The sequence below is a fragment of the Streptomyces sp. NPDC056224 genome (genome assembly GCF_042267665.1).
GTDB lineage: Bacteria > Actinomycetota > Actinomycetes > Streptomycetales > Streptomycetaceae > Streptomyces.
Genome location: NZ_JBHJTK010000009.1, coordinates 41,872 through 68,771, shown reverse-complemented (window position 1 = coordinate 68,771; position 26,900 = coordinate 41,872). Strand labels below are relative to the sequence as shown.

Below are 26,900 nucleotides of genomic sequence, written 5' to 3'. Positions count from 1 at the left end.
GACGCCAAGATGGCGGGCGGGCGGGTTAGAGGGTGTTGCGGGCCAGCGGGAGAGCGCCGGCGGTGAAGGCGTCCGTCTGCTGGTAGATCAGGCGCCGCAGGTCGACCTGGGCGCCGGCGGCAGCCGTTTCGATCTGCGCGCAGGCGGCGTCCAAGTGGGCGTCGGTGTCGGCGGAGACGGTGAGCAGCCCGGTCAGGGCGACGTCCGCGTGCCCGGAGATCAGCTGCTTCTCGCGGGTCTTGACGTCCGCGTACTCGACGTTGTCCGCTTCGGATTCCACCTGGCCGCGGCGGCGGCGTTCGGAGGCGTCCGCGATGATCGCGGCCTTGCGGCGCTGGACATCGCGCAGGGCGGAGTCGATTCCCTGGGGGGCGTAGATGAGGGAGAAGGTGCGCCGTACACCGGTGCTGAACATGATGTTGTGCAGGAATCCGGCGTGACTCTCGACCCGCGGCCAGTTCTCGATCCAGTAGGTGGTGTGCCGGGCGGAGTCGGTGATCACCCGGTCGGTCTCCTCGACCTGGGCGACGGGGCCGGCGGCGGCCGGGTCGGCTTCGGCGCGGCCGGTGGAGGACCACTGCTGGAGGCGCGCGGTGGAGGCGGGGTCGTAGGCGGTCCGCAGCACGGCTGCGATCTCCCGCGGCCCCAGCCAGCCGGTGACGGTGAGACCGGCGCCACGGGCGGCTTGGGCGACGGACGCGGTGGTCTGCGCCATGACGGTGAAGGCACCGTCGAGTCCGCCGCCGGCCTGGCTGACCAGGCGTTTGGCGGCTTTGAGGTCCAGGGCGATGGCGAGGTAGGCCTCGTGCGGGGCGGCAGCCGGGCCGGCGGATTCGACGAGCGCGGAGTAGATCTGTCCGGCGACGGGTGCCTGGGGGTTGCCGTGCTCGGCCCAGTGCCGGGCGAGGCTGTCGCCGGAGTCCGGGACGGTGCGCTCCAGCACCTGGACGGTGGCGACGTGCCCGGTCCGGGCGATGCCCGCGAGCGCCCGGCCCCACGCGGCGACGTTGGCGTTCTGGGTGGCGGGATCGAGCAGGGCGAAGGCGCGGGAGCTGACCTTGGCGACGGCGGTCAGGGTCTGCCGGTGGGGGTCGTGGACGGCGGCGGCGCCTGACGCGGAGGTGGCCACCCGCAGCGAGGCGGTCGTTCCGGGCAGGTGGAGCAGCCCTTCGATCCGCGGCCGGGAGACCGGCCGGGCCCGCCACACCGTCTGCCCACTCCGGCGGCGCTGGGCGTAGCGGGCGACGAGCGGCGCCCAGTCGATCAAGGACCGGCCCTCGCGTCGTACTCCGACCAGGACGGCGGTGGTGATCCACAGGGGGGCCAGGACGACGGCGCCCATCAGGCCCGAGGTCACCACGGTGACCAGGAGGAGCGCGAGGGCCGAGGAGACGAGAGCGAGCTGCGGGAGGCTGAGGCCCAGCAGGATGCCGCGCCGGGACCGGTGGGGGAACTTGACGGTGAGAGGGAGAACTTCGGAAGACAAGGTTCGGGTCCGGGTCGGGTCAGGCCGGGGCAGGGCTGATGGGAGGGCGGGCCCTGCCCCGGGCGGGGCTGATGGGGTTACAGGCCGGTCGGCGAGGTGGACTGGGAGCTGTCACCGGCGGAGGGGGCTCCGTGGGCCGGAGGCATCGGATCGGAGGGAGCACTGCTGCTCCACTCGCCCTGCTGGCCACCGGCGCCGCCCCAGCTCGGCGGACCGCTGTCCTGACCGCCGCCCTGCCCTGTGCTGTTCTGGGTCTGCGGGGTGCCGGACTGCTCCATGAGGTCACGGAAGCCGCCGCCGGAGTCGTCCTTGTCCATGCTTATTCCGCCGGTGGGATTGGCGGCGATGTCGCCGGGGAAGCCTCCGCCGCCTGCGGCCTGGGTGCCGCCCGCGACCCCGGCACCGGCTGCCGCGCCGCCGGTGCCCGCAGTGGCTGCTGCGGAAGCGACCTTGCGTCCGGCGTTCTCGGCGTGCTGGCGGGCCATCTGGGCACCTGCACCGCCGGCTCGGTGAATCTGCTCACCGTCTGTGCCTTCGCTCGCCCAGTGGACGAACTTGAACACCATGTACGGGCAGAGCAGCACCAGGAGCATGATGACCATGCCTGCGGCCATGTCGGCGAGGGCGCCGACGCCGTCCTTGGCTTCGGTCTTGCTCATGGCCGCGATGCCGAGCACGAAGATGATCGTCATCAACAGCTTCGACACCACGAGGGTTGCGGTGGCTTCGATCCAGCCGCGTCGCCAGCGGCGGGCGACCTCCCAGCCGCCGCCGGCGCCCGCGAAGACCGCGAGGGTCACCAAGATCAGGATGCCGACCTTGCGGACCATCATCACGCCCCAGAAGAGGAACATCCCGATCGCGCTCGCGCAGGCGGCGACGACGGCGACGAGCCAGCCCATGCCCGCGATGGCTCCGATCTGCGAGATCTTCACCAGGCGCCGCACAGCCGTGGACATGTCTGTTCCCGACGCCTTGAACAGCCCGTCGGACAGCGCGTCGACGACTTCGAGGGCCACTGTGGTGAAGGCGATGGCGCAGAACGCGAATAGCACGCCGGAGGCTGTGCCGGTGACGGCCTGGGTCAGGGCCTGGCCGTCGCGTTTGATGGCGGCGCGTACGAGCTGGGCGCAGAAGGTGGCGACCAGCAGGAGCAGGCCGATGGGCAGGATCGTCTCGTAGTTGTCGCGGAACCAGCCGGCGCCGAGGTCGATGTCGGTGGTCCGGTTGATGGCCTTCGCGGCGAGGTCGGCCGCGGCGGCGGCGAGGTCGCCGGCCGACTTGGCCATCCAGTCCCCGATGGCGCCGACGGGGTCGGAGGCGAAGTCGATCACGTCGCCGACCGTGCAGATTTTGCCGGCGACGGGCAGGTCACAGAAGCCCACGCGGGCGTCCTTTCGGGGAGGGGGGAAGGGCTACGGGGAGACGCGCGGGGCTACGGCGGCCAGGCGGCAGTCCTTGCCGGGGCGGCACTGGACGGCGAGGGTGATCTGGCGGTCATCGGCGCCGCTTCCTCCGCCGTTCCAGGCGAGTTGCGTCTTGCCGCGGACGGTGACGGCGTAGATGTAGGCCTCGTTGATCGCCTGCGGGTTCTCGGCCAGGGCCTGCTTGAACGCCGAGGGGAAGTGCGCCTCGGAGGTGGTGGCGCTGGCGTGCTGGGCGTTGTCCTTCAGCCGGGACCACAGGAGCGGGTCCGGGATCTGGGCTTGGACGGAGTCCCAGTCCGCGTATGCGGTTTCGCCGGTCATCCAGGTGTGCATGCCTGCGAGTTGGTCGTCACGGCTGGTGGTGCGGGCGTTGAAGGTCCACAGCATCACCGCGCTCGCCCGGGCGAAGGCCAGTGGGTCGGCGATCGGCGGCGGACCGGCGACCTTGGACCCGCCCGGGGGCGGCTTCGGCGCGGGGGCCGAGGTGCTCTTCGGTGGTGCGGAGGAGCTGGTGTGCGTTGCGGAAGCGCTGTCGCTCTGGCCGTGGCCGGTCCACCAGGCCGCGGCGCCGGCCAGGACGAGCAGCGCGGCCAGGGCGCCGGCGGCGATCATGACGCGCCGGGGTGGCTGCCAGCCGAGACCGAGAGCGTCGAGGGAACGTTTCCTCATCAGTGGACCTGCTGGCCGAGGGCGCTGAAGAACGCGACGATGCCGTTGGCCGCGCCCAGGCCGAGGGCGGCGCCGGCGCTGACGACCGCGCCTTTCTTGCCGTTGGCTTCGGCCTGGTGGCCGCCGGAGTGGTGGCCCCAGGCCCACACGCCGAGGCTGACGGCGAGCGCGCCGACCACCGCGACGATGCCGAAGAGGTTGATCGAGTTGACGACGGTGCGCAGGACTTCGAGGCCGGGCAGGCCGCCGCCCTTGGGCGAGACCCCCGGATCGTAGGCAAGCAGGGTCAGGCGTTCGGACAGGGGTGGGGTGAGGTTCGCGGGGGAGATGGGGGTGCGCTCCTTGCATGCGCAGGACACGACGGGCCCTGCCGGGGAACAGGAAGAAAGAGGGAGGGGAAGGGGGCGCTCTGCGGCGCGAAGGTGGTCCGGTCCGCCCGGTGCCTCAAGAGCCGGCCGGGCGGACCGGTGTCACGGGAGACGGCGCGCGCTGTGTGCGGCGTAATCCGCGAGGGTGCTGAAGCGGACCGGCTTTGTGGTGCGCGGGGCCTCGATGACGTAGCCGTGGCCGGCGTAGATACCGACGTGCTCAGGGACGGCGGGGGTGCCGCGGCTGAACACCAGGTCGCCGGGGCGAAGTTGGTTCAGCGGGACGGCGTTGCCTTCCTTGACCTGGGTGTACGTGGTCCGGGTCAGGGTGATCCCGGCCTTCTTGTACGCCTGCTGGGTCAGCGAGCTGCAGTCGCACCGGCTCATGGGGTCCGGGCCGTGGGGCGCGAGACAGGAGCCGCCCCACTGGTAGAGGGTGCCGAGCTGGTTCATGGCCCACGTGATGGCCGTCTTGGCACGGGGATCGGCGTCGGCGGGAATCGAGTACCCCTTGGGGACGGCCCCTTCGGGGATCGGCCCGGAGCCGCTGCCGTCTTCGCCCGGGACGCACGGGTCTGTGGCCGGGAGGCCCGGGCTCTGGCCGTCGGCGGGCGGCCGGGCACCCTTCAGCGTCGGGGCGATGGCCTGCTGCAGCGCGCGGGCGAGAGGCTCCCACTGGGCGTACGCGTCGGGGAAGCCGCTCAGCTGGACGGCCTGCGCGGCCTGGGTGATCGTCATCTGCTGCCAGCCGGGGACCTTCAGCAGGCTCTGGTAAAACTTCGTGCTGGCGTGGACGGGGTCGCGGACCTGGGCGGCAGTGCCCCACCCTTGGCTGGGTCGCTGCTGGAACAGGCCCAGCGAGTCGCGGTCGCCGTAGCCGAGGTTGCGCAGCCGGCTCTCCTGGATGGCGGTGGCCAGTGCGACGACCTGGCCGCGTTCGGGTACTTCGAGCGTGATGCCGGTGGCGACGATGGTGCGGGCGTGCGGTATCTGCTCGTCGGGCAGGTCGAGGCCGTCGACGTGGACCTTCTGGGCGCCGGATCCGCCGAGAACGGCGTCGACTTGGCGTCGTACGGCGTCGGTGTCGACCGACTTGGTGACGCAGGAGGTGCCCTGGCCTGAGGAGTCGCTCGCGGCTGCGGCGAAGACAGCGGTGCCGGCCAGCAGGAAGGGGGAGAGGCAGAGCGCGCCGATCGCGGCGGCGATGCCTTTCACTCCCGGGCGGCCTCCGGTCGGCGGGCCGCGGGGATGTCACGTGGGGATGGGGAGGAGCGGGTCACGGCGAGGTCCTCGGGGGTGGGCCCCGGCCGCACGGTGTGAAAAGGGGAAGGGCCGTGCGGCCGGAGCGGTGGAGGCGGGGGAGAGGGTCCCGGCCCCGGGTGCGTGTTGCCTCACTCACCCGGCGGGACGAGGGGAGTTACGGGCGGAACATGGGCGTGCCTCCAGGGGAATGCAGGGATCGGCGCGCAGCGGCGGGCCGGTGAAGAAGGGGGATGCGGGGGCGTCTTACGGGCGGAACGTCAGCGAACTCCTGGAGCGGGTGCCGGGCCGGGAAGGCCATGGGGATCTGGGATTGCCGGGTGGGCGTTGCCTCGCGCACCAGGGCAGTGGGGGTTACGGGCGGAACATCAGGGGGACCTCCAGGTCCTTTGGAGTTGCGGGGGATACGAGGCGGGTCAGCAGGGGCGGTACATGAGCGGCCTCCGTGTCAGGGTCTGCGCCGGGCGGGGAGCGACGGGGCGGCGGCGATGGCCGCGTGCGGGGTCACGGACGGAACACAGGGGCCTCCTGCGGGAAAGGGAAAAGGGGGGAAGGGGTACGCCATCGGCGGTGTCCGCCGGGCAGTGACACGACAGTAAGCCCGAATCCCCGGTCACCGAAATCGCCGCCGAAATCCGCGAGATTCCTAGCTTCTGGGCCCGCGATGCTTCCCAACCGGGGATCGTGACCTACAGTTTGGGCCTCCCCGCGCGCCACCGGCTTCTACGGCCGTGCGCCTCTGCGCGGTCCGGAGCCATTCCACCCGCATCCCTCATCGAATTGGGGTCCCCTTTTGTCGTTTTCCCTCCACCAGGGCGACGCGCTGACCGTGCTCGGAACACTGCCCGACGGCTGCGCCGACTCGGTGATCACCGACCCGCCGTACAACAGCGGTGGCCGGACGGCGAAGGAACGCACCAGCCGCTCCGCACGCCAGAAGTACGTCTCCGCGGACGCCCAGCACGCCCTGCCGGACTTCACCGGCGAGAACATGGACCAGCGCTCGTACACGCTCTGGCTGACGCAGATCATGACCGAGGCCCACCGGGCGACGAAGACCGGCGGGACGGCGCTGCTGTTCACCGACTGGCGCCAGCTGCCGGCGACCACGGACGCGCTTCAGGCCGCCGGGTGGCTGTGGCTGGGCGTGATGGCCTGGCACAAGCCGCAGGCCAGGCCGCAGAAGGGCAAGTTCCGCCAGGACTGCGAGTTCATCGTCTGGGGCGCGAAGGGCAAGATCGACGCTGCCGCGAACCCGGTCTACCTGCCGGGGATGTTCAGTGCCTCGCAGCCCTCGGGCAAGGCGCGTCGGCATATCACCCAAAAGCCTGTCGAGGTGATGCGGCAGCTGGTGAAGATCGCCCCGCCCGGCGGCACCGTGCTTGACTTCTGCGCCGGATCGGGCAGCACCGGGGTCGCAGCTCTCCTGGAGGGACGGAGCTTCATCGGCATCGAGAAGACCAGCCAGTACGCGGCCGTCGCATCCGACCGGCTCACCGAGACCCTCCAGCAGGTGCATTCCCAGGCCGATTTCGACCTGACCTCCTGACCGGACCGCATCACCGTCCGGATTGCGGCGGGGCGGAATATAGCGGCAGATCCCCGGTTTCCGAAACCGGGGATTCTCCGGACCATCGGAGCCACTGATTCCACGGCCCCGGCTGCAAGGAGAACCCTTTTCGTGTCCGAATCTGCTGACCCCCGCCATGGCGGGGAAATAGAGCCGGTCCGTCTGCCGGAAGTCGACCTCGAATCGATCGAGGCATCCGTACGCAAGCTCCTGGACCAGTCGGCCGAACAGGCCCGCCTGATCGACACGCTGGCCTCCGCCCCGCCGGCCGACCCGATGGCCGCGAGCATGCCCTTCGCGGGAATCCCGGGCATGCCCTCGTACGCCGCCCCGGCCCCGCCGCCGGAGCCCAAGCCCATCCTGGAGCTGGAGGGCGAGGAGTTCGAGGACGAACTGGCCGCGCTCACCGACTGGGTGGACGACCACCTCATGGACGTTTACGGCGCCGAGATCACCACCGCCGCACCGTGGTGCGACCAGTGGCAGGAGCACCTCGACGTGGTTGCGTGGCTGCACGCGCTGTGGCTGGCCTACCAGCAGCACAAGGACCCCGAGGCCGGCCTCAGCGGCATGGCCGTGTGGCACCGGGACTACCTCACCCACTGCCTGGCCTACGTCCGCGCCCCCGGTGGACCTCTCAGCGCCTGCCAGACCGACCCGGAGCGTTCCGAGCACCGCCTGCTGCGCGGCCCGGGCCCGTCCGCGAAGTCCGCCGCCCGCGATGCCAAAGCACAGCAGGCCGACGCCGGACCTTCGCCGGTCGGGGCCGCCACGTGACACACCCACCGCAGCCTCCTGCGGCGTTCGGGCTGTCCTTCCACCCCGAGGCGCTGAACGACCTGTTGGCCGCCCCGGGCGACATGCGGGACCTGGGACTCGCCCTCATCCAGGACGTGGTCCGTGCCGAGGTCAGGGGCGGCAAGCTGACCGGGGAGCTGTCCGGGTACCGCAAGCTCTACCTCGGCTCCCGCGTCGAGTGGCGCATCGTCTACGCCCACCGCCCAGCCCCGCCCGGGTCCAGCCACCCCACCGACATCCACGTCGTCGCCGTACGCCCCCGCGCCAAGCACGACATCTACGACACCGTCCGGGCCCGCGTCGGCCGCCCCTGCCCCGCGGCCGGGCCCCGCGCGTACGCGGCTCGCTCCCTCTCGCCGCAGGTCCGCCCGCGTCCTGCCGCTATGCCGGCGCCTCCGGCCCCGGCCTTCCCGGTCCCCGGACTTCCCGTGCCCGCCCGCATCACCACGACTTCCCCGAAGGGTCCTTCGCGATGACCAACCTCACCGCCCAGTCTTCCTCCCTGCTCCAGGCCCTGATGGCGACCCTCCTCGAGCCCCGCCCGGCTCCGCACCCGCGCCATCAGGCCCTGCTGGATGCACGCGAGCGTCAGCTGGAGGTGGAGGCGGAACTGAGCGTCTGGGCCGGCCGGCCGCAGCCCACCACCGCCGCCGCCCAGGATCAGGAACTCGACGACCTGAGCAATCTGCTCGTCGAGCACGCCAAGGCGGGCCAGCAGGTCTCGCACCTCCTGAGCGCCGACAGCTGCTGCCCGCCGTGCACCGACTCCGAGCAGCTGCCGACCACCCTTGGCCACCCCGCCGAGAACACGGTCTCCGCCTTCGCCGCCCCGTGCATCCTGGCCGCCTGCCTGGACGCCTTCGCCCGCTACGGCAGCCCGGACGCGCTGTCCTCCGCCGCCCTCGTCGCGGAGCTGCGCACCCTGCCGGGCTTCGCCGAGGGCTGCTGGACCTACGCCGACCTCACCCAGACCCGCCTGGCCGCCCTGCTTCGCCCCTACGAGGTGGCCAGCCGCGACGTCACCCACGGCGACGGCCGTCGCCGCAAGTCCTACCGCCGCTCGGCTCTCCTGGCCGCCATCCCGGCCGACTGCGACTGCCGGCCGTCGTGACCGCCCGCGAATCCCCGGCAACCGCCCTGGACGCCGCCATCGAGCGCGTCGTCGGCGACCTGGCCGTCCTGCACCACGACCACCTGAGCGGGCTGCTCCCGCCCCAGCGAGCCGCACTCGCTGCAGCGCACCGGGACCTGGCGACGGCCGAGGGCTCGATCGCCTACCACCGCAACGCGTTGATGCGCCTGTCTTCCGGCAGCTACCCCGTGGATGCCCCGTTCCTGGACCGCCTGCGCCGGACCGTTCACGACCTGGCTCAGGCCACGGCCGACCGCGACCGGCTGCAGGAGGGTGTGGCCGCCGCCTTGGAGGAGGTCAAGGCCGCCGCCCCGCCCGCCGCCCCCGCTGACGAAGAGCTGACACCCCGCGACTTCGCCGCGCTCCTCTCGCTCGCCGGCGGCGGCACGATGCGCGAACACCTCCTCACCCACCGGGTCTCGGTCCGCACCGTCCAGGGCCGTCTCATCGAACTTCCCGCGTTCCAGCGCCTGGAAGCCCACGGGCTGGTCACCCGGGACACCTCCCGGGCCCTGACCGTCGGCCAGCCGGTCACCCTGACCGACACCGGCCGGACCGCGCTGCTCGGCACCCGCCGCCCACCGGCCATGGCCACCCCCGCGCCCGCCCGCCCGGCCGGAGCCTGGCCGACACCAGCCCGACACCACTGACCGCGCAGTGTCCGCGGTTCGTCCTCTCCCGCCTGCAGAAAGCAGTCCGCCCCACGTGTCCCTCCACGAACCTGACTACGAACTCGACGGCTTCGAGCCTGCTGACGAGGAGCACGAGCAGCACCACGACCATCTCGACATCTCGTCCTTGAAGGTGCTCGGCGAACACCGCACCGACACCGACAGCTACTTCGTGCTCCTCGACGAGGGAGCCACCTGGGGTATTCCGGGAAGCCCGCAGCTCAGGGCAGTGCACGTCTCCCGCGACCTGAGCGCCCGCACCTTCGAGATCGACTCCAAGGAACTCCCGCTGTACGCGATGGCCCAGTCGTACCTGATCGCCCGCGGCTGCCCCTCCGACGCGCTCAGCCCGCAGGAAGGTGTGCACGACCCCGCCGACGACGTCACCCGGGCCCTGGAGGCACGTGTCCGCGGCGACGGCGACCATTTCGCCTTGCTGGCCAGCTACACCGCCGACATGCGCGAACCCGTGGAGACGGTGGTGATGCTGCGCTCCCTTGACCCCCAGGCGGTGCCGGAGTTCCGGATCCTGCGGGAGCGGTTCGACTGGGACTCCAACACCCACACCCTGAGGGAAGGCGGGTTCGAGACGTACGGCGCCGCGGTCGATTGGTGGGAGGCGTGGTCGGACGAGGAGGCTCCGGAGCTGCCGCCGCCGGCTCCGACCGCACGCCGCAGCCCGGTCCGCACCGCCCCGGCGACACCCGTGCTGCAGGCATCTCGACGGCCACACGGCCGCTGAACACGATCCCGCCCGGCCCCGTTCCGGCCGATCGGCGGCGCGCAATATAGCGGCGAAGTCCCGGTTTCGGAAACCGGGGATTCTCCGGACCCTTTGCAACACCACCGCCCCGCTGAGGGCGGTCACTTCCTGTTGTTCTGCCTGGTCTGGAGCCATCCGCTGTGTGCTACACACCCGCGTCCATCACCGCCACCGTCCTGCTCAGCCCCCCATCCCAGGCCACCTCCACCGCGGCACTCCGCCCCGTCGCGCCCCGTACGGCTCGGCCGGCCGGGCAGGTGCTCGCTCTCGCCGTCCATGCCCGCGCCGACGGCGACTCCACGGCCGTGGGTGTGCTGCGGCGCGGGGAGCCGTTCACAGCGTCGGTGGCCGACGGCACCTGGCGGCACGTCACCACCGCCTCGGGCGTCACCGGCTGGGTCGACGACGGTGACCTCCGCCCGGATGACGGCCTTCGCCCGCACTGACCCGCCCGCACGTCTTCTTCTCCCAGGAGCCCCCTTTCGTGTCCGACATCCCCGACGTCTTCGAGGGCGACGTGCTCGGCCTGTTCGCCGCCCGGATCGAGGCCCAGTTCGGCCTCGCGATGAGCGAGCTGACCCAGGCCGTCCACGCCGCACCCCAGGCCCATCCCGGCGCTACCCAGGCGGTCCACTGGTACGGGCTGCTCTCCCAGGCCCAGCAGGTGCTGGAGACGGCCGAGGACACCTTGGTCGCGGCGCTGGATACCGCGGTGGGGGATCAGCTGGACGACCCGGTGATGGAGCTGGCCCACAAGGTGAACCACGCTGTTGCCGCCCGCGACGGCCGGGCCATCACGCTCCGGTTCCTCCTGCAGGCCCCTGCCGTGACGGCCCGCATCCAGCAGCGCTTCGGGCCCCGGGTCACGACCACGCTGCCCACCCCCGTTCCGGCACAGCCCGCGCGGATCCGGGGCGGTGTCCGATGAGCGACGGGCGCCGGCCCAGCAGCCAGGATGCGCGCCTGGAGGGCGTGTTCGGCGTGCCGCTGGACGCGCTCCACGAGCGGGCGGTCCGTCCCGGAGCCTCGCCCGCCCTGGTACGGGCCCTGGAGCTGCGGGTCTTCCTCGCTCTGGCCGAGGCGCAGGTCGTACGGGTCCGTGACCGCGTTCACGTGGCGATGGCCCCCGACGCAGAGCTGGACTCCCTGAGCTCCGATGCGCTGCGGTTCGACGCTGAGTGGCTGGAGGCGGCGCTGGCAGCACGCAGCGGCTACCGGACCGCCCTGGACAAGCTGCTCGCCGCGATGCCACCACCAGCGGTCCGCCCGCTCGCCGCCCCGGCTGCCGTCCGGCCGACGGTCGCGAGAAGCAATCTCCCGCCGGCCCCCGCAGGGGCCGGAGGCGGAGTGGCAGTTCGGAGAGGCTGAGTGCCCGGTCCGTACGCTGCCTCCCAGGCTGCGGGCGAGCGGATCGAAGCCCTCTACGGCCGCCCGGTTGCCGAACTCGCCGCGGACCCCGTGCCGGGCAGCATGCGGTACGCCCTGCTCAACAGCTTCGACGCCCTGCAGTACGCCGACCGCGCCGTCACCTTCCACGCCGAGCAGCTCCACCGGCTGACTCACCCCGACCGCGCGATCGAATCCGTGGACGTCGGCCACATCGCCGACGCCACCCGCCGCCTGGCCCACGCCGTCACCGTCCGCGACTCCCACGCCCAGGTCCTCGGCGACGTGCTGAACAGCCTGGCCCGCGTCCCCGACATCGCACCCGCGGCATCCGCTGTGCCCCAGGCCCTGGCCGTCTCCCCGGCCCCGCCTCGCGCCGCGACCACCGAGCCCGCCCGCTCGCGCTGACCCCCACTTCCTTCTTCTCCACCATCCCGCCCGTCTGGAGTTCCCGCCATGGCTGCTGCCCGCCTGCCTTCGACCGACCTGCCCCGCGTTGCCGAGGCGCTGGAGATGATCGCGCCGCGCTGGAGCGTGTGGGTGCTGATGACACTGGCCTCCCAGCCCGGCCCGCTGCGCTACACCAAGCTCAAGGAGCACCTGCCATGGCTCGGTGACGGCCAGCTCCACCCCCGTCTGCGGGCGCTGTCCAAGGCCGGACTCGTCGAACGCACCGCCCAGACCCGCCTGCACGTCACCTACGGCCTGACCGCCCGCGGCCGGGACCTGATGCCGTCCCTGACCGCCCTGGCCGGCTGGGGCGACGCGCACCTGGAGAAGAACCTCGTCCTCAACCGCGTGACCGGGAAGAGCGAACCGGAGCGGATCCCGGCCGCACAGAACGCCGAGGACACCCTCGCCGTGATCGGCCACCGACACGCCACCGTGCTGCTGTGGACACTCAAGGCCCGCGGGACCACGACCATGGCCGCGCTCTCCGCCGAGGCGATGACCGACCACAGCCCCAGCGCGATCTACTCGCCGATCCGCCGGCTCATCGACGACGGCATCGTCTCCGTCTCCCGCGATGACGTCGCCTCCCTGCAGCTGACCGCCCCGGGCCAGGCCCTCGCCCCGATCTACCGGGCCCTGTCTGCGTGGGCCACCGCCCGCCCGCTGCCGGACGCCGAGAGCCACCCCGTGTGGGGCACGCCGCGCATCCCGGCCGCCGCCCGCTCCGGGCAATGGGCAGCCCACCAGGCCCGAAAGGCCAGCCAGGCCGTTGCCGTGAGCCAGCCTCCGGCCCCCGCCCCGGTCACCGCCTGGCGGCCCGGCGAGCTGTTCTCCGCAGCCACCACCGGCCCGAGCCGATGAACCCCCGCCGCTCTCTGCCACCTTCCGGCCGCCCGCCGCCGGTATCCCCTTCGCTCCCGGCGCCCTGGCGCTGAGCCCTGACGGAAAGCCCCGCCCGTTGACCGCTCGCTCGACCGCAACCGCTCCATCGGCCACGTACGGGGCCGTACTGGGCAGCCGGTACGTGGCCCGCCTGCTGGGCGGCACCCTGATCGGGCGCCTGCCCAACGGCATGGTCCCCGTCTCGTTGGTCTTGTGGATCAGTGCTGGCGGTGGGTCGCTGGCCTTCGCCGGGCTCCTTGCCGCGCTCTACGGGCTGGCCTCGGGGCTCTCGCAGCCGGTCAAGGGCCGCCTGATGGACCGCTACGGGCAGACCCGAGTCTCCGTTCCGGCCGTCTTACTCAACTCCTCCTGCCTGGTGGCGCTCCCGTGGATCGGGGCAGATGGGGAGCCGGCGGCCGTGACCGCGGTCGTGGGGTTCGCGGGGCTGATCACCCCACCGCTGGAGGCCGGCCTTCGTGCGTTGTGGCCGACGGTCCTGCCCGATGCCGGGCGCCGCCGCGTCGTGCAGGCCCTCGACACCGGCTCCCAAGGGCTCCTCTACATCGTGGGCCCCCTGCTCGCGTCGTGGCTGGCGACCGCGCACAACCCCGACACCGCCCTGCGGGCCACCGCGGCCCTCGGCCTCGCGGGATCGGCCATCGTCCTGAGCGCCAGCCCCTCTCGCTACTGGCGCCCTGCCGCAGATGAGCCTTCGGGCACCGGACGGCTGATGAGCATGGGACTGGTCCTGCTGTTCACCGCACTGGCGGGGACCGGGTTCGCGCTCGGAGCTATGAACGTCTGGGCCGCGGACATGGCCGCCACGCACCACGTGACCACGCTCTCGGGGGTACTGCCGGCCGCGTTCTCCACTGGCAGCTTCCTGGGCGGCCTCATCTACGCCCGCAGGACGTGGCCCGGCACCACGACCACCCAACTGATCACCACCAGCACCCTGTTCCTTCTCGGCTGGCTGCCCCTGCTGGCCGACCTCGGCCCCCGAGCGGCCGTCGCCCTGGCCGGGATACCGGGTCTGTTCCTCACCTTGATCATCACCAACGGGTTCCACACGGTGGACGCCCTGGCCCCCGCCTCCCGCACCACCGAGGCGTACGCCTGGCTGATCCTGTCGGTCGGCACGGGACAGGCCGCCGGCACCGCGCTCGCCGGAGCCCTCTCGCACAGCCCGCAGATCCTCGCCGCCCTGCCTGCGGCGGGCGCCGCCACCGCGCTGACCGTGCTGATCGTCGCCCGGCCCAAGCTCGGCCCCGGCCGCCGCCTGGGCCGCCACCGGCGCCCGCGCCGCTCCCGGCAGCACACCCCACTCCCGCACGACCCATACCCGGCGCCTGCTCACGGACCCGGCCACTAACGGCCGTTGCCGCCCGGACCGACAGACACCACCCCGACGATCCGCCCCCGAACGTATCCGTCCCACCTCCCCGGAAACACGATGCCTCCGAAGCACGCCGCCCTGCGGCCACCCACCGGCCGACACGTCCGCGTCCCCGCATTCGGACCCGTCCGCGGTGTCTATGTCCCGCGCACCGCCGATGCCGGCGCCTTCGCCATGAGCACGTACGGCATCCCGCTGCTGGTCCTGGCCGTCACCGACTCGGCCACCCTGACCGGCATCGCCTTCATGCTCGAATGGGTACCCCGCCTCGGCGCGTTCGCCCTCGCCGGCGCCGCCGTGGACCGCTTCGGCAGCACCCGGGTCCTGCGCATCGCCTCGGTCCTGCGCGCGCTCGTCGTCCTGGCCGCCGCCCTCGTGCTCCCCACCGTCGGCGGCACCGCCGCCATCGCCACGGTCATGCTGCTCGCCGCGTTGACCGGCGTCCTCACGGAGTTCTCCTACATCGCGGCCGAGACCGCGGGCGGCGCCGCCAGCCGGGACGCCGGAGGCCACGCCCACCGCGTCCAGGCCGTCCTGCTCGGCATCGACCAGGGCGCCACACTGGCCGGCCCGGCCCTGGCCGGTGTCCTGCTGCAGTACACCGGGGCCACCGGCATGCTCCTGACCATCGCCGCCTGCTCCCTGCTCGGCGCGGCCCTGGCCCCCCGCCAGCGCCCCGCCTGGCCCCAGGACGCCCCGGTCCCCGTCGCCCAGGGACTCCGGATCGGCTGGCGGACCCTGCGCTCGCTGCCCGCGCTGGGCTGGCTGTGCGTCGGACTGTTGCTGTCGAACACCGCGATCGGCCTCGTGCAGGCCGCCGGTCCCGTGCTGGTCATCCAGCAGCTCGGCGGTACCAGCAGCCAGGTCGGCCTCGTCTGGTCGGCCGCCGCCGTCGCCTCACTGGCCATGGTCGCCCTCGCCCGGTTCGCGATCGACCGGGCCGGCCTGTGGCCGGTCGGCGCCACCGCAGCAGCCCTCGCCTCCCTGGCCTGCCTGGCTCTGGCAGCCGCCGACACCTACACCACCTTCCTGGTCCTGGTGGCGCTGCTGATGGCAGGTGAGGCGGGCATGACCGTGGTGCTGCGCACCCTGCGCGCCCACCTCGTACCCGCCGAAGTGTTCGCCAGCACCCTCAGCTTGATCATCCTGCTGCTGCTCGCGCCGTTCCCCCTCGCCGGAGCCCTGGTCGCGCTCACCCCGCCCGACCTCCTCGGCCACGCCATCACCGCCTGCGCCGTCCTGCAGGCAGCAGGACTTGCCGTGTCCTTCGCGAAACTCCGCACCCATCCGGCCACCCGCCGCCCGCTCCCCGCCTGAACGCCCCAACCACCAACCCTCGAAAAGGACCACCATGCCCGCGACCTCCGACGCTCCCCAGCCGCAGCACCGACGCCTCCGCCTGCGCGAAGTCGCCGACCTCGACGACACGGCGTTCTCCGACTACCTGCAGGACCGCTTCGATCACCTGGTGACGGCCGCGATAGCCGACGCCGCCAGCTACCTGCGCCCCGCCCAGCACGACCTCCTCCACGCTTCCGGCCGCCTCCACGACCTGCGCGATGCGCTCACCTTCGCCGAGGGCGACCTGCAGGTCGCCGTCGAGCGAATGACCTACCGCCGAGACCCGCGCGCCGCCCGTACCTCCCGCCAGCTGCGGCAGGTACGCACCGCCCTCCACCAGGTCCACCGGGAAGCCGCCGCGCTGCGCCGAGCCGAGAACCGTACGCGCGACGCTGCCGCGGGGACCACGCCCACCGACACGGTCACCACCGCCCGCGGCTGGCTCGCCAACGCCTACCCCGCCCGCTTCACCCAGCTCCTCGCCCAGGCCCAGGCCGCTGCCAGCCTGCCCGCACGCCCGCACGCCAAGGACATCTTCGACACCATCGAGGAAGGCTGGGCCGACGGCCACCTCACCGCCCCCAGCACGCCGGGCGTCGAGCAGCTGCTGGCCAGGGGAGTTGTGGCGTTCCGCAGCGCCGTCGCCGACGACGCCCGCGACCAGAACGACCGTGACCCCGCGCTGCGCCACCCGCTGCTGCAGCGGCGCTGGAACACGGCACTGGACGAACTCGCCACCCTGACCGTGCCGTTGGCCCGCGCCTCCTCCCCCTCCGCCCTGGGCGCCCTGCCCGGCGACTTCTCCCACCTGCCCGAACAGGACGCCTTCAAGATCCTCAACGCGCGCCGGTTCCTGGTCGCCATCTGGCAGCGACGGGCCGAACACACCCGCCTGATCCACCAGTACGCGGGGACGGTCACCGACCGGCGCCGCGCCGCTCCCGACCACGACCTGCGATTCCAGGCCCTGGACGCGGCCCTCGACCGCCTCGTCGCCGAGCACCCGGCCGCCGCCGCCCGCATCCTGGCCCGGCTCCGCCCGTATGCCACCGCGGACGGCAGGCTCGAGGAGGACGTCTTCACCCCGGCCCTGCGCGCCCAGGCCAAGCGCGAGGTCCTCGCCGACCTGGCCGCCATCCGCAGGCCGGACGTCGTCCTGCCCTCCGCGATCGCTTCTCGCCCGGTACTCGCCGCCACCGCTGTCCTCGCCGCACGCTGACCGCCACCCCTTCCGCCAGGAGACGCCCTTGCCCGTACCCGCCCCCCGAACCACCGTTACTCCCGTGGACGGCGATGTTCACGTCACGCCCCGATATCTCGCCGGATCACCCGGCTACGGCGATGCCGGCTTCGCGCCCGTCGCGCACTGGCCCCACCACCACCTCGACGAAGGCCCGCACCAGCTCGTCGTGACCAGTCCGGACCACTGCATCCGGATCGGCTGGGCGGGAGACGACTACGACCTGTGGACCATCAGTGCCGCGCCGGACGCCGTCTCCGGTCCCCAGTGGACCGCGATCGTCAACCAGAACACCCCGCCCGAGCTCGGCGCGGCCCTGACCACCGCCCTCGCCCAGGACTGGACCGACGGCCAGGACCGCTTCCTCGCGGCCCCGTCGCCCTACTGGGCCGACAGCGTGGCACCGCTGGTCGCGGCCGGCTGGGAGCGCACGGGCGCCGAGGCCGGCACCGTGGAGCTGGCTGCCCCGGACCGCAACGCGGGGCTCTACATCAACCGCTCGCGCCGCGACCTGTGGGCCGGCCCGCCGGGCTGGGGCACCCGCGCGGAGATCACCTTCAGCCCACGTACGCCCTCCCACCTCATCGCCGCCACAGCGGCAGCCTTCACCGATCCGACTCCCGCAGCCCGCTGGCGCGAGGGCCTCCACCCCGAGCTCGCCGCCCGCGCCCAGCTCAAGCCCGTCGTGCCGCCCCGCCCGCCGGTACCGACTCCCCGCGACCTCCGGCCCCGCCTTGGAGTCCGCCCGCCCGTCCCGGTCGGCAGCATTCCGCGCTGGAGCACCGCCACCACCCCCTCCGCCGCCCTGCCCGCGCGCCCCGCCGCACGGCGCTGACCGACCAACGAGGAAGCCCTGTGGCCTTGTTTACCGAGCAGTTGTTCGCCGACCACCTCACGCTGCCGTACACGGAGGCAGCCGTCGTGGGGGATGCCTACTACGCCGCACCCGTACCGGACCTCCCGCTGCGCCTGCGTATCGACTTCGCTCCCACGATCTACGCCGGGCGCTACGACGGGCTGCGCCTGCAGGTCGTACACATGGAACAGGGGCGGATCGACACCGCGGTGCTGCGCTTCGCCGACTACGGCGCCTTCGAGGTCCGCGACCGCCGCCGTGGCAAGAAGCCCGGCCAGGACGGGTACGGCACCGTCACCGACTGGAACCACAGCGAGCACGCGCCCTGGATCGGTATCAACGTCACCCGGCTGCGCGCCGCGATCGACCAGTACGTACGCCTGTGGATCCCCGGCGCCCCGCCGGTACGCACCGGCCCACCTCCCCTCACGGCTCCGGTGCCGCAGGCCCGGACCTCCCCGGCCCGGGTTCGGTAGGCCAATCACCCCGCCCGGCTGCCGCCGACACCGGCATTCGCGGACACGTCAGCGTCCGCACCCTCATTCCCTTCTTCACCGACAGGACCTCTTCCCCCTATGAGCCTTCGCCTCGCCCGACCCGCTTACCTGGCCGTCGCCGTCGCCGCCCTGGCCGCCGGCACCCTGCTGCCCGCGCAGGCCGTGGCCGCCCCGGACGCCCCCGCGGTACTGGGCCCCGGCTACACCATCCCGGACTCCGAAGGCCACGCGGCCTCCAGCCACATCGGCGCCTACGGCCCGCCCGGCCCGGCCGTCCACGGCGACACCGAGACTTACTGCGCCGACCCCGAGCGCAAGGGCCCGGCCGACGCCGGAGGCTACAGCGACCCGCAGCCGGTGCTGTCCTGGACGTCCTCGGTCACAGGGAAGCCCGTCACCAAGGAGAACCTGGCACAGGCCGCCTATGTGATCGGCAAATACGGGCAGACCCGCGACAACGCCCAGGCCGCAGCAGTCGACGCCGTGGTGTACGAGTACCTGGCCGGCGGCACCTACGCTCTCGACGGCGACCGGGGCAAGCAGCGCCTGGCGTATCCGGTCGTCTCCCCGACCGCCCGCACCCTCGCCCAGGGCTACGTCGCCGAGGCCAAGAAGCTCGCGGGCCCCTACACCCTCCAGATCACGCCGTCCGTGAAGACCACCACCGCCGGGACGAAGGTCACCGTCGCGGTCAAGGTCACCACCACCGCCGGCACGCCGGTCCCCAAGGTTGCCGTCACGCTCTCCGAGTCGGGCTCTGGCACCGCCTCCGGCAAGGTCACCACGAACGACAACGGCACGGGCGCCTGGGAGTTCACCGCTGAGAAGGCCGGGACCGCCAGCGTCACCGCGACGGCCGAGGGGTTGCCGGCCATCGGGCTGCAGGTCCTTACGCCCATGAACCCGGCCGCCCAGCGGATGCTGCTCGCAGGGGGCACCACCAGCGTCAAGGACTCCGCCACCGTCACCGTCGGCGAGGCCACCGGCGGCGTGACGATCCGCAAGAAGGACCCCGAAGGCACTCGCCTCGTCGGCGCCGCGTTCCAGCTCATGGACTCCGACGGCAAGCACGTCGCCGCGGGCAAGACCGATGAACAGGGCAACCTCGTCTTCGACAAGCTCCCCGCCGGCACCTACCGGCTGCGCGAGACCTCCTCCGGGAGCCCCGTCCACGACCTGGTCCCCGAGCAGACCATCACGATCACCGCCGGACGTACCGCCCAGGCCAACCCACTCGACCTCGTCGACCCGTTCAAGAAGGCCCGCCTGTCGGTGAAGAAGACCGACAAGAACACTGGCAAGACCCTGCCGGGCGCGGTCATCGCCATCCGCGCCGACGAGACGGACAAGACCGGCAAGCACACCCCCGGCAAGGTGATCACCAGCCTCACCACCGGGACCGACGGCACCGCGACCGTCCCCCTCGACGTCACGCTCAAGGCGGGCACCTGCTACTGGGCCGGCGAGACCAAGGCCCCCGACGGCTACCAACTCGACGCCTCACCGGTCGCTTTCACCGCCCGGCCTGGAGCCGACGTCACCGTCACCCTCGCCGACAAGCCCACCGAGACCACACCGCCGAGCCCGAGCACCCCGCCGGCGACACCGCCCGGATCCCTCGCCCACACCGGCGCCGACGCCACCACCTGGCTGGCCGGCGGCGCCACCGCCCTGCTCGCTGCAGGCGGCGGCCTCTACCTGATCAACCGCCGCCGTACCGGCGACGCCCTCAGCTGACCCCTCGCGCTGCCGGACCCGCATTCGGAGCCCGCGCCACGCCGTCCCGCACCGCACGATCTCGCCCGGAGCACCCCTCATGAAGCACCGCCCCCTCCTGTTCACCGCGCTCGCCCTGACCGCCGCCACCGCCCTGACGGGCCCGGCCACCACCGCCACCGCGGCCCCCTCCCCGTCCGCCGAAGCCCCCAAGGACCAGGGCGCCCCGGCGCCGGCGGACAGGGCCGGACTGCGCATCATCAAGACGGACCCCGAAGGCCAGCCCGCATCCGGAGCCGCATTCCAGCTACTCGACCCCGCGGGCAAGACGCTCGCCGAGGGCAAGACCGGCTCCGACGGCACCCTGGCCTTCTCCGACCTCGCCCCCGGCGAGCCCAAGGTCCTGGCGATCACCAACCCGTACAAGCCCGCCGGCCTCACCCTCAAGGTCACCGACAAGGCCATGGGCAAGGGCCTGGCCGGGGTCATCGTCAACATCGCCCCGAAGGACGCCAAGGACGACAAGGGCGCCTTCACCCTCACCACCGGCCCGGACGGCACCGCCAAGGCCCCGATCCCCGTCGGCAAGAAGACCGGCAGCGCCTACACCGCCACCGAGACCAAGGCCCCGGACGCCTACCGGCTGGAGACCACCCCGGTCGAGATCACGGCCAAGCCCGGCGCCGAGACCACCGCGGTCTTCACGAACGCGGCCACGACCAAGCCCCCCGAGGAACCGACCGGCAAGCCGACGGCCAAGCCCACCGGCGACCCCACCATCCAGCCCACGCCGACCGCCTCGTCCTCGACCAGTACCGGGGAGCCCACGGCCACCGCATCCACTTCCAGTGGCCCGGGCATTGGGACCGCGACCTCGACCGCCACAGCATCCGACGACAAGCCCGAAGGCTCCCTCGCCCACACAGGCGCCGACAGCACCAACTGGTGGATCCTTGTATCCGGCGGCCTCCTGCTTGCCTCAGGAGCAGGCGCGATCTACGCCGCACGCCGCCGCAAGAACAACGACGGCGAGACCGGCACCGGGCAGCACGGGCGCACCGACAACTGACACACCAGCGCGGTCACCGGCCCCGGGAACCTGATGAGGTTCTCGGGGCCGCTGCGGCCCGCCCCTACACGGACCTGACGGGACGGCTGCCTCACGAGGAAGGGAGGCAGGCCGGTGATTATGACTAGTGGAGTACGTGCGGATTCGTGCCCAGTCATCTGGCGTGTTTAGAGCGCATTTCAGCAGGTGGATTCGGCTGATGCGGCTCGTCACTCGTTGGCGTGAGATCTCGCCAGTCACTCGCAGACTCGGCGAGTGACTGGCGAGATCTGCGGGTTCGCACCAGATTCGGAAAGTCGTCGACCAACCCCTTTCTGCTGGTTAGCCCGCGCATCGACTCGTGTGACTTTGATTTCTACTTGGCCACTTTGATGTGCAGCTGGCCACTGATCAGTCGTCACCTGGTCGTTGTGCTGTTAGAGCAGCAGCTGGAGCCAGTCCGGGAGCTCCGCTCCTGCGGTGCGGCCCAGGCTTGTGGCGAGTCCGCCGATGAAGCCGAGGATCACGACGGTGGCGGCGCGGCGGAGGTGGGAGGTCTTGGGTCGGGGGGCTTCGGGAGGTGTCTGGGTCATGTTCCGAGCTTGAGGTGTGCGCGGGGTGGTGCGCAGCGCGCAACGGTTGCCAATGGCCCGCAACGCGTTGCCAATTCGTGCGCAACAGTCCGGCGGGCCCAAGTGGTGCCCGACACTGGGTGGGTGACCACCAGTAGACGCCGAAGCGGGGCCGCTGCTCTGGGTCCGCTCCATCAGGACGCGGGCCCGGAGCGCCAGGAACTCGCCCTTGCCCTGCGCGAGTTATTCCAGCGGCTGGGGATCCCCCTGCGGGAGTACGCGGCCAAGGAGGCGCGCTCTCCCGGCTCCGTCAGCCGCGCGCTCAGTGGCGCGCGGCCCGTGCAGGAGGACTTCGTGAAGAACCTCCTCCACGACGCGGGCGAGCCCCCTCGGCCGCCGCTGTCCGAGGAGGAGCGGGCCCGGGTGTGGGGACTGTTCCGCAAGGACGAAGAGAGCCGGATGGATCCGGCGAGCCGCATCCGGCTCCTCGAGCGCGGCAGGCGCGAGCTGGAGGAGCGCCTGCGAGGGCTGGAGGAGAGCCGGGCGGCCGCGGACACGGACGGCACCGCCGCCGAGCTGGACTCCCTGCGCCACCGGCTGCACCAGCGCGAGCAGGAGCTGGCCCTGGTCGAGCAGGAGCGCGACCGGCTGGCCCGGCGCATCGGGAAGCTGCTCGCCGAAGCCGGACTTCGCGACGGCAGCGGGCCCGTGGTGATTCGGTCGCCGTCCGCCCCGTGGTACGCCCCGCAGGCACGGCCCGACCGGGGGCGGTACTGGCCCGCGTACGCCGACCTCGTGGCGCGGCGGGGGTGGTCGGCCACCAAGGTGGCCGACCTGGACGAGGCGACCAGCCAAGTGGTGGAGAAGCTTGCCGACCCGAGCGCGGCGGAGGCCTACCAGTCCAAGGGCCTTGTTATCACGCCCGTGCAGTCCGGCGCGAGCGCCCACATCACCGGCACCGTGGCCAAGGCGGTCGACGCGGGCTACCGCCTCGTGATCGTGCTGACGGGCCCGACCAACGTGCTGCGGTACCAGCTGCAACGGACCCTCGACCGCGATCTGGTGGGGCGCGAGAACCTCCTGCTCGGTGCGGGCGAGTCCGAGGACTCCGAGTATGCGGACGATCCCGACTGGTTCAAGGCGGACGGGTTCATACGACACGGCCGGCGTCCCTCCTCGGAGGGCGGCTTCGACATCCTCCGTCTGACGACGCGCGACAACGACTACAACCACCTGCGCCAGGGCCTCGCCGCGCTCGAGTTCGAGAAGCGGATGCCGCAGTTGCCGCTGAACGATCCCGAGAACCTGCACGCCACGTCCGTACGGCTCATGGTCGTGAAGAAGAACAAGACCACTCTGTCCAAGTTGGTCAAGGACCTGCAGAGCATCCACCCGCCGCTGGCGGAGATCCCGACGCTGATCATCGACGACGGCACGGCGTGGGATCCGGGCGCCGTGAACACCCACAGGAAGGCGACCGGAACGGGAACGGCGGGCGTCACGTCCGTCCAGGCTGTCACGGCGGAGCTGCTGGGCCGCTTGCCCAGGGCGCAGTACGTCGCCTACGGCACGTCCCCCTTCGTCGGTACCCTCATGGACCCGTCCGCCTCGGAGGACCTGTTCCCCAAGGACTTCATCCTCTCCCTGCCGCGCCCCGCCGGCTACGTGGGCGTGGAGGACTTCCACGACATCGGCTCGGACGTCCCGGAGGAGCGGCGGACCTTCGCCAACTCCCGGGAGAAGGCGCACGTCCGCAATCTCGTGCTCCGCGACAAGGACGATGACCAGGGCGAACGACAGGCGATGGACATGTTCGTGCTGACCGGCGCGGTGAAGCTGTACCGGGCCGCGCGGGGCGGCGGCGAAGCACCGGCCGACTATCGCCACCACACCATGATCGTTTACGTTTCGGATCGCATCGCCCGGAAGCGGGAAGAGGCAGCGCGCCTGCGCCGCCTTTGGTACCAAGGCTCTTACGACCGGGCCGAGGGTCTGGGACGGCTCCGCGAGCTGTACGAGAAGGACGTCGAGCCCGTCTCCTGCGAACGGGCCGACGGCCTTCCCGTCCCCGAGTCCTTCGACGAGCTCGCACCGTACGTCACTGCCGCATGGTCGCGGATCGACGCCGACGGCAACGCCGTCGTGACCGAGAGCACATTCAGGGACGGCGAACACGACGGGTACGAGCTGGACTTCGCGCGGCGGCACATCTGGAAGATCCTGGTCTGCGGTTCACGGCTCTCGCACGGCGGCCCCGTCGAGGGCCTGACCGTCATCTATCAGGGGCCCCGCACCACCGGCGCGGCGGTCGTGGCCGGGATCGGACGCTGGGCCGGCTTCCGTGTCGGCTACCGGGACCTGATGCGGCTCTACTTCGCGCGGGTCCCGGGCGAAGCCGGTGGGGGCGTCTTCGACGCGTTCGCGGCGATTTTCCGCGACCAGCTCTCGTTCCGGGAGGATCTGGCGCGCTACGCCGTCGAGGTCGACGGCAGACCGCAGCTCACGCCCGCCGAAGTGCCCCCGCTGCTTGCGCAGCACCTGGGCGCGGTGGACCCTGAGCAGCGGCGTGGCCCTCTCTCCAACGCCGAACTGGTCGAGGTCCGCTCGCCCGGCCGGTGGATCGAGCCGCTCGACCACCCCGTTGACGCGGCGGCGAAAACCCGCAACGTCCAGCAGTGGCGGCCACTGTTGGACGTTCTGGCGGAGCCCCGCGTGCTCAGCGGCCGGTCCACCTCCTTCCGCGCCCGCACCGGCCTGGTACCGCACGCCCGCCTGATGGAGGTCCTCTCCGGGCTGGAGGGCACTGGGCCGCGGCTTCGCCCGCACCTCTCCTACCTTGAGCAGTTGGGACGGGAGCCCGGGAGCCAGTGGCTGCTGGTCGTTCCGCAACCCGCTGGTGACGGACCCACGGCAGCGGTTCTCGGCTCCGAACCGCTGTCTCTCTTCCGCCGAGCGCGCCGGGCCGGCCGGGGGGACGGCTTCGGCAGGATCACGGACCCGTCGCACGAGTCCGCGGTCGAGGCCGCGGTGGGCCGGGCCGACGGGGCGCTGTCGCTTCTGGGGGCGCTGCTCCTGTACCCCATTCACGAAGCGGAAGACGGCCCCGTCAAGGCGGGTGAGGCGGACCCGTCGCAGATTGTCATGGGGGTCGGCATCTATACCCCGGAGAAGGAGGGGGGCCCGTTGCTTCGCTTCCGGTCCGTACGCAGGCCTTGATGCGACCGGCGTTGAAGCCGGGGATGTCCCTTTGGTCCCTGCGTCGGCGACGGGACACCGGCACGGCGCAGCCAGGCCCAGGCGGGGGTCATGGACCGGCTACCGGACTTGGCCGCGGTTCGGGTGTCGGGGCACACCGTCGAAACCGGCGACACTGCCCTGGCCGCGGGGCGATGCCGGAGGTATGAAGTCGCCTATAGCCCCGCCGTTCGCTCATAGACGAACGGCTCAGAGGCCGAGACGTCTGGGCCCGATATCAATCGCCTCGATTGATTAACAGCAGCGGACAACAGTTCGCCGGTGGCAGACAAGAAAGATCCCGCAAAGACTGGTGCAACGCTGCAGCGCGTGTCAGCCTAGACGACCTTCCCTGGAACTCGGGGTTTTCGCAGGTCAGAGAGGTGATGCTTGTGGCCGTGGAGCTGTCGAACGTCGGATTCCGCACCACGATCGAGAAGTTGCGACTGCACAACTGGCTTCTGGGGCCCGGCCGGCCGACCGAAGTCATCGACTGCTTCCCCGAGGCGAATGGCGACTTCACCCTCATCGTCGATGATCGGGCCGACACCCATATCTCTTCGGCTGACGGCAGGCTCTATCTCGGCTGGTTTCCCGACGGCCGGCCCGGAGCCGAGGACGAGGGCTGGGTCCTGGCCGTCACCGGCACCGCCACGGTTCCCGGCTACCGTGTCGTCTTCGACCCGCAAACCCCGGCACGGCTCGTGGCCGCTACCGTTTCCGAGGTGCTCGCCACGGCTCGACGGCAGTAGTCACCATGCCGCCGCCTTGCGGCCGGGGCTCTCGCCTCCCGTCCTCCAGCGGCTCGCCCGTCTCTCTGTGGTCCGTTCCCGGAGGTCGCGCCTCGCACATCCGCACCCCCCAGAGCGCTTTCCACCCGTGAGGAGAACCGTGGCCCCTCAGCCCGAGCCCGGCGCCGAGATGACTGTCGCCGACCTGATGAAGCACCTGTCCGAGGCGGACCCTTCCGCCCGTGTCCGGCTCGCGATCAACCCCTTCTTCCCCATGGCCCACAAGATGGGCACCGTGACCGTGGGCGCGGACCAGGACGGGCGACCGGTCGTCTATCTCGCCGAGGACGCGGAGGCGGTGCAATACGGGAACCTGCCCAGGCCGGTCGCCGAAGCCCTCACTTGGATGCCTCCGGTCGAGCCGCCTGCCCGTGGACGGCGGCCGCGCGCCGTCTCCGACGACGATACGAGCCGCGACACCCTCTGACGACAAGGAGCACTTCTGCCCCCGTCCCCTGGCTTCTCTTCTATTCCCGCGTACTGGGTCACCCCGCGCTATCTCGCCGGCGACGACGGCCTCCTTGCCGACCCGGTCGGCTCCCACCTCGCTGCTGTGGGCTGGACCAGCCTCACCCTCGTCCGAGGCCGGCGCGAACCCGACGAGCCCGACGGTGCCCGGCAGGTTCTTCGCAGTACCGTCCTGTACGTCGCTCCGGACGCACTGAGCTGGGCGCAGTGGGTGCTGGCCGACGAGCCCATCCTCCTGGGTGATCAGCCGGTGGCATGGACGGTCTCTGCCCGCGCCACCCCCACCAGCCTTCCCCAGTGGAATGCATACTTCTCCGCCGGTACCCCGCCCGAGGCCGTCACCGACTTCCTGCTCGCCCTGGAGGACCGTCCTGATCCCGCCCACGGCTACGCCGGACCGCAGACGGTTCTCGACGCGCTGGCGGGCGGCGGCTGGGTCCGCGACATCGACACCCCTACCGCCATGTCCGACCCGCGGTTGGCCGCCAGCATGGTCTTGACTACCTTGCCGGACGAGGGCATCCAGGACGGCGACCCGCTCGTCCTCGATCCCGAGGTGGAAGCTGTGGGATGGCAGGCATGGTGCGAGCCGAGGATGGGCGGCGGGCTTCTGTGGGCCGCCATGTTTTCCGCTAGCACACCGCATGATCTCGTTGCGGCCTTCGCCGCTTCTCTGGCCTCACCCGTACCAGTGCTGCGCCACACCCTGCCGGAGAGCAGCGAGGGCCAGCTCACTGTGCAACCGACTGTCTGAGATGCTGACCGGCCGGACCCTAACGGGTCCGGCCCGGCGGTCTTTCTGCGGTGGCGGGACGGGGAGAACTCGGCGTGCTCGGCGCGGGGTAGCGGCGGTCAGTCGGCGAAATGCCTCGCGGG

Annotated in this window: 28 protein-coding genes; 22 read left to right on the top strand and 6 right to left on the bottom strand. The window is 71.9% G+C overall.

Going from position 1 to position 26,900, the window contains the following annotated elements:
* Positions 1 to 25: 25 nt before the first annotated feature.
* From ACFCZ1_RS14595 to ACFCZ1_RS14575, 5 genes are all read right to left on the bottom strand, one after another.
* On the bottom strand, positions 26 to 1,486 hold the full coding sequence (locus ACFCZ1_RS14595; RefSeq protein ID WP_314245674.1) for an SCO6880 family protein: 1,461 nt from the start codon (positions 1,484 to 1,486) through the stop codon (positions 26 to 28).
* Positions 1,487 to 1,563: 77 nt separating this feature from the next.
* Complete coding sequence (locus ACFCZ1_RS14590) at positions 1,564 to 2,871, bottom strand: ATP-binding protein (RefSeq protein ID WP_376678697.1); 1,308 nt, start codon at positions 2,869 to 2,871, stop codon at positions 1,564 to 1,566.
* Between the two features lie 30 nt (positions 2,872 to 2,901).
* Entirely contained in the window at positions 2,902 to 3,582 is a 681-nt protein-coding gene (locus ACFCZ1_RS14585) for a hypothetical protein (protein WP_327738908.1), read from the bottom strand.
* Positions 3,582 to 3,884, bottom strand: coding sequence for a DUF6112 family protein (locus ACFCZ1_RS14580; protein WP_376053761.1), 303 nt, complete (start codon positions 3,882 to 3,884; stop codon positions 3,582 to 3,584). The genes ACFCZ1_RS14585 and ACFCZ1_RS14580 overlap by 1 nt, the downstream gene beginning before the upstream one ends.
* A 168-nt stretch (positions 3,885 to 4,052) precedes the next feature.
* Positions 4,053 to 5,165, bottom strand: a complete 1,113-nt coding sequence (locus tag ACFCZ1_RS14575; protein WP_376678696.1) for a C40 family peptidase — start codon at positions 5,163 to 5,165, stop codon at positions 4,053 to 4,055.
* An 838-nt stretch (positions 5,166 to 6,003) separates the two neighbouring features.
* Between ACFCZ1_RS14575 and ACFCZ1_RS14570 the strand changes: the two genes are divergently transcribed.
* From ACFCZ1_RS14570 to ACFCZ1_RS14485, 18 genes are all read left to right on the top strand, one after another.
* The gene (locus ACFCZ1_RS14570) at positions 6,004 to 6,759 is read left to right on the top strand and encodes a DNA-methyltransferase (protein ID WP_376678695.1); all 756 of its coding nucleotides are present in this window, start codon (positions 6,004 to 6,006) and stop codon (positions 6,757 to 6,759) included.
* A gap of 132 nt (positions 6,760 to 6,891) precedes the next feature.
* The gene (locus tag ACFCZ1_RS14565; protein WP_327738912.1) at positions 6,892 to 7,557 is read left to right on the top strand and encodes a DUF4913 domain-containing protein; all 666 of its coding nucleotides are present in this window, start codon (positions 6,892 to 6,894) and stop codon (positions 7,555 to 7,557) included.
* On the top strand, positions 7,554 to 8,054 hold the full coding sequence (locus ACFCZ1_RS14560; RefSeq protein WP_327738913.1) for a hypothetical protein: 501 nt from the start codon (positions 7,554 to 7,556) through the stop codon (positions 8,052 to 8,054). Before ACFCZ1_RS14565 ends, ACFCZ1_RS14560 begins: the two co-directional genes overlap by 4 nt.
* On the top strand, positions 8,051 to 8,689 hold the full coding sequence (locus ACFCZ1_RS14555) for a DUF3631 domain-containing protein (RefSeq protein ID WP_376678694.1): 639 nt from the start codon (positions 8,051 to 8,053) through the stop codon (positions 8,687 to 8,689). The genes ACFCZ1_RS14560 and ACFCZ1_RS14555 overlap by 4 nt, the downstream gene beginning before the upstream one ends.
* Positions 8,686 to 9,360, top strand: a complete 675-nt coding sequence (locus ACFCZ1_RS14550) for a hypothetical protein (protein WP_327738915.1) — start codon at positions 8,686 to 8,688, stop codon at positions 9,358 to 9,360. Before ACFCZ1_RS14555 ends, ACFCZ1_RS14550 begins: the two co-directional genes overlap by 4 nt.
* 55 nt (positions 9,361 to 9,415) lie before the next feature.
* Positions 9,416 to 10,123, top strand: coding sequence for a hypothetical protein (locus ACFCZ1_RS14545; RefSeq protein WP_327738916.1), 708 nt, complete (start codon positions 9,416 to 9,418; stop codon positions 10,121 to 10,123).
* A 161-nt stretch (positions 10,124 to 10,284) separates the two neighbouring features.
* Positions 10,285 to 10,590, top strand: a complete 306-nt coding sequence (locus ACFCZ1_RS14540) for an SH3 domain-containing protein (protein WP_327738917.1) — start codon at positions 10,285 to 10,287, stop codon at positions 10,588 to 10,590.
* A 38-nt stretch (positions 10,591 to 10,628) separates the two neighbouring features.
* A complete protein-coding gene (locus ACFCZ1_RS14535) occupies positions 10,629 to 11,072 on the top strand; it encodes a hypothetical protein (RefSeq protein WP_327738918.1) in 444 nt (147 codons plus the stop codon).
* Positions 11,069 to 11,512 carry a hypothetical protein gene (locus ACFCZ1_RS14530; RefSeq protein ID WP_327738919.1) on the top strand — a complete coding sequence of 148 codons (444 nt, stop codon included), beginning with the start codon at positions 11,069 to 11,071 and terminating at the stop codon, positions 11,510 to 11,512. The genes ACFCZ1_RS14535 and ACFCZ1_RS14530 overlap by 4 nt, the downstream gene beginning before the upstream one ends.
* The gene (locus ACFCZ1_RS14525) at positions 11,513 to 11,938 is read left to right on the top strand and encodes a hypothetical protein (protein ID WP_327386839.1); all 426 of its coding nucleotides are present in this window, start codon (positions 11,513 to 11,515) and stop codon (positions 11,936 to 11,938) included.
* 48 nt (positions 11,939 to 11,986) lie between these two features.
* On the top strand, positions 11,987 to 12,844 hold the full coding sequence (locus ACFCZ1_RS14520; protein WP_327738920.1) for a helix-turn-helix domain-containing protein: 858 nt from the start codon (positions 11,987 to 11,989) through the stop codon (positions 12,842 to 12,844).
* A gap of 97 nt (positions 12,845 to 12,941) precedes the next feature.
* Positions 12,942 to 14,237, top strand: a complete 1,296-nt coding sequence (locus tag ACFCZ1_RS14515) for an MFS transporter (RefSeq protein ID WP_327738921.1) — start codon at positions 12,942 to 12,944, stop codon at positions 14,235 to 14,237.
* A gap of 81 nt (positions 14,238 to 14,318) precedes the next feature.
* Complete coding sequence (locus tag ACFCZ1_RS14510; RefSeq protein ID WP_376678693.1) at positions 14,319 to 15,578, top strand: MFS transporter; 1,260 nt, start codon at positions 14,319 to 14,321, stop codon at positions 15,576 to 15,578.
* A 34-nt stretch (positions 15,579 to 15,612) separates the two neighbouring features.
* The gene (locus ACFCZ1_RS14505; protein ID WP_376678692.1) at positions 15,613 to 16,821 is read left to right on the top strand and encodes a hypothetical protein; all 1,209 of its coding nucleotides are present in this window, start codon (positions 15,613 to 15,615) and stop codon (positions 16,819 to 16,821) included.
* 64 nt (positions 16,822 to 16,885) lie between these two features.
* Positions 16,886 to 17,677 carry a DUF317 domain-containing protein gene (locus ACFCZ1_RS14500; RefSeq protein WP_376678691.1) on the top strand — a complete coding sequence of 264 codons (792 nt, stop codon included), beginning with the start codon at positions 16,886 to 16,888 and terminating at the stop codon, positions 17,675 to 17,677.
* A gap of 20 nt (positions 17,678 to 17,697) precedes the next feature.
* Complete coding sequence (locus ACFCZ1_RS14495; RefSeq protein ID WP_327738925.1) at positions 17,698 to 18,174, top strand: hypothetical protein; 477 nt, start codon at positions 17,698 to 17,700, stop codon at positions 18,172 to 18,174.
* A gap of 99 nt (positions 18,175 to 18,273) precedes the next feature.
* Positions 18,274 to 19,932, top strand: coding sequence for a SpaA isopeptide-forming pilin-related protein (locus tag ACFCZ1_RS14490; RefSeq protein ID WP_327738926.1), 1,659 nt, complete (start codon positions 18,274 to 18,276; stop codon positions 19,930 to 19,932).
* Positions 19,933 to 20,011: 79 nt separating this feature from the next.
* Positions 20,012 to 20,980, top strand: a complete 969-nt coding sequence (locus ACFCZ1_RS14485) for a SpaA isopeptide-forming pilin-related protein (protein ID WP_376678690.1) — start codon at positions 20,012 to 20,014, stop codon at positions 20,978 to 20,980.
* Positions 20,981 to 21,396: 416 nt separating this feature from the next.
* Here ACFCZ1_RS14485 and ACFCZ1_RS14480 read toward each other — a convergent pair whose 3' ends face one another.
* The gene (locus ACFCZ1_RS14480; RefSeq protein ID WP_327738928.1) at positions 21,397 to 21,552 is read right to left on the bottom strand and encodes a hypothetical protein; all 156 of its coding nucleotides are present in this window, start codon (positions 21,550 to 21,552) and stop codon (positions 21,397 to 21,399) included.
* A gap of 123 nt (positions 21,553 to 21,675) precedes the next feature.
* On the opposite strand from ACFCZ1_RS14480, the gene ACFCZ1_RS14475 reads away from it, so the two are divergent.
* From ACFCZ1_RS14475 to ACFCZ1_RS14460, 4 genes are all read left to right on the top strand, one after another.
* Positions 21,676 to 24,747, top strand: coding sequence for a Z1 domain-containing protein (locus tag ACFCZ1_RS14475; protein WP_376678689.1), 3,072 nt, complete (start codon positions 21,676 to 21,678; stop codon positions 24,745 to 24,747).
* Between the two features lie 404 nt (positions 24,748 to 25,151).
* A complete protein-coding gene (locus ACFCZ1_RS14470; protein WP_327740342.1) occupies positions 25,152 to 25,517 on the top strand; it encodes a DUF317 domain-containing protein in 366 nt (121 codons plus the stop codon).
* 169 nt (positions 25,518 to 25,686) lie between these two features.
* The gene (locus ACFCZ1_RS14465) at positions 25,687 to 25,983 is read left to right on the top strand and encodes a hypothetical protein (RefSeq protein ID WP_376678762.1); all 297 of its coding nucleotides are present in this window, start codon (positions 25,687 to 25,689) and stop codon (positions 25,981 to 25,983) included.
* Between the two features lie 15 nt (positions 25,984 to 25,998).
* Positions 25,999 to 26,778, top strand: a complete 780-nt coding sequence (locus ACFCZ1_RS14460; RefSeq protein ID WP_376678761.1) for a DUF317 domain-containing protein — start codon at positions 25,999 to 26,001, stop codon at positions 26,776 to 26,778.
* The last annotated feature ends 122 nt before the right edge of the window (positions 26,779 to 26,900 follow it).

Excerpts from the sequence above, each read along its gene's own strand:
- ACFCZ1_RS14510 (WP_376678693.1), top strand. The coding sequence starts at position 14,319 with ATGCCTCCGAAGCACGCCGCCCTGCGGCCACCCACCGGCCGACACGTC.
- ACFCZ1_RS14480 (WP_327738928.1), bottom strand. The coding sequence starts at position 21,552 with ATGACCCAGACACCTCCCGAAGCCCCCCGACCCAAGACCTCCCACCTC.
- ACFCZ1_RS14490 (WP_327738926.1), top strand. The coding sequence starts at position 18,274 with ATGAGCCTTCGCCTCGCCCGACCCGCTTACCTGGCCGTCGCCGTCGCC.
- ACFCZ1_RS14530 (WP_327738919.1), top strand. The coding sequence starts at position 11,069 with ATGAGCGACGGGCGCCGGCCCAGCAGCCAGGATGCGCGCCTGGAGGGC.
- ACFCZ1_RS14465 (WP_376678762.1), top strand. The coding sequence starts at position 25,687 with ATGACTGTCGCCGACCTGATGAAGCACCTGTCCGAGGCGGACCCTTCC.
- ACFCZ1_RS14470 (WP_327740342.1), top strand. The coding sequence starts at position 25,152 with ATGCTTGTGGCCGTGGAGCTGTCGAACGTCGGATTCCGCACCACGATC.
- ACFCZ1_RS14555 (WP_376678694.1), top strand. The coding sequence starts at position 8,051 with ATGACCAACCTCACCGCCCAGTCTTCCTCCCTGCTCCAGGCCCTGATG.
- ACFCZ1_RS14505 (WP_376678692.1), top strand. The coding sequence starts at position 15,613 with ATGCCCGCGACCTCCGACGCTCCCCAGCCGCAGCACCGACGCCTCCGC.
- ACFCZ1_RS14585 (WP_327738908.1), bottom strand. The coding sequence starts at position 3,582 with ATGAGGAAACGTTCCCTCGACGCTCTCGGTCTCGGCTGGCAGCCACCC.
- ACFCZ1_RS14520 (WP_327738920.1), top strand. The coding sequence starts at position 11,987 with ATGGCTGCTGCCCGCCTGCCTTCGACCGACCTGCCCCGCGTTGCCGAG.
- ACFCZ1_RS14485 (WP_376678690.1), top strand. The coding sequence starts at position 20,012 with ATGAAGCACCGCCCCCTCCTGTTCACCGCGCTCGCCCTGACCGCCGCC.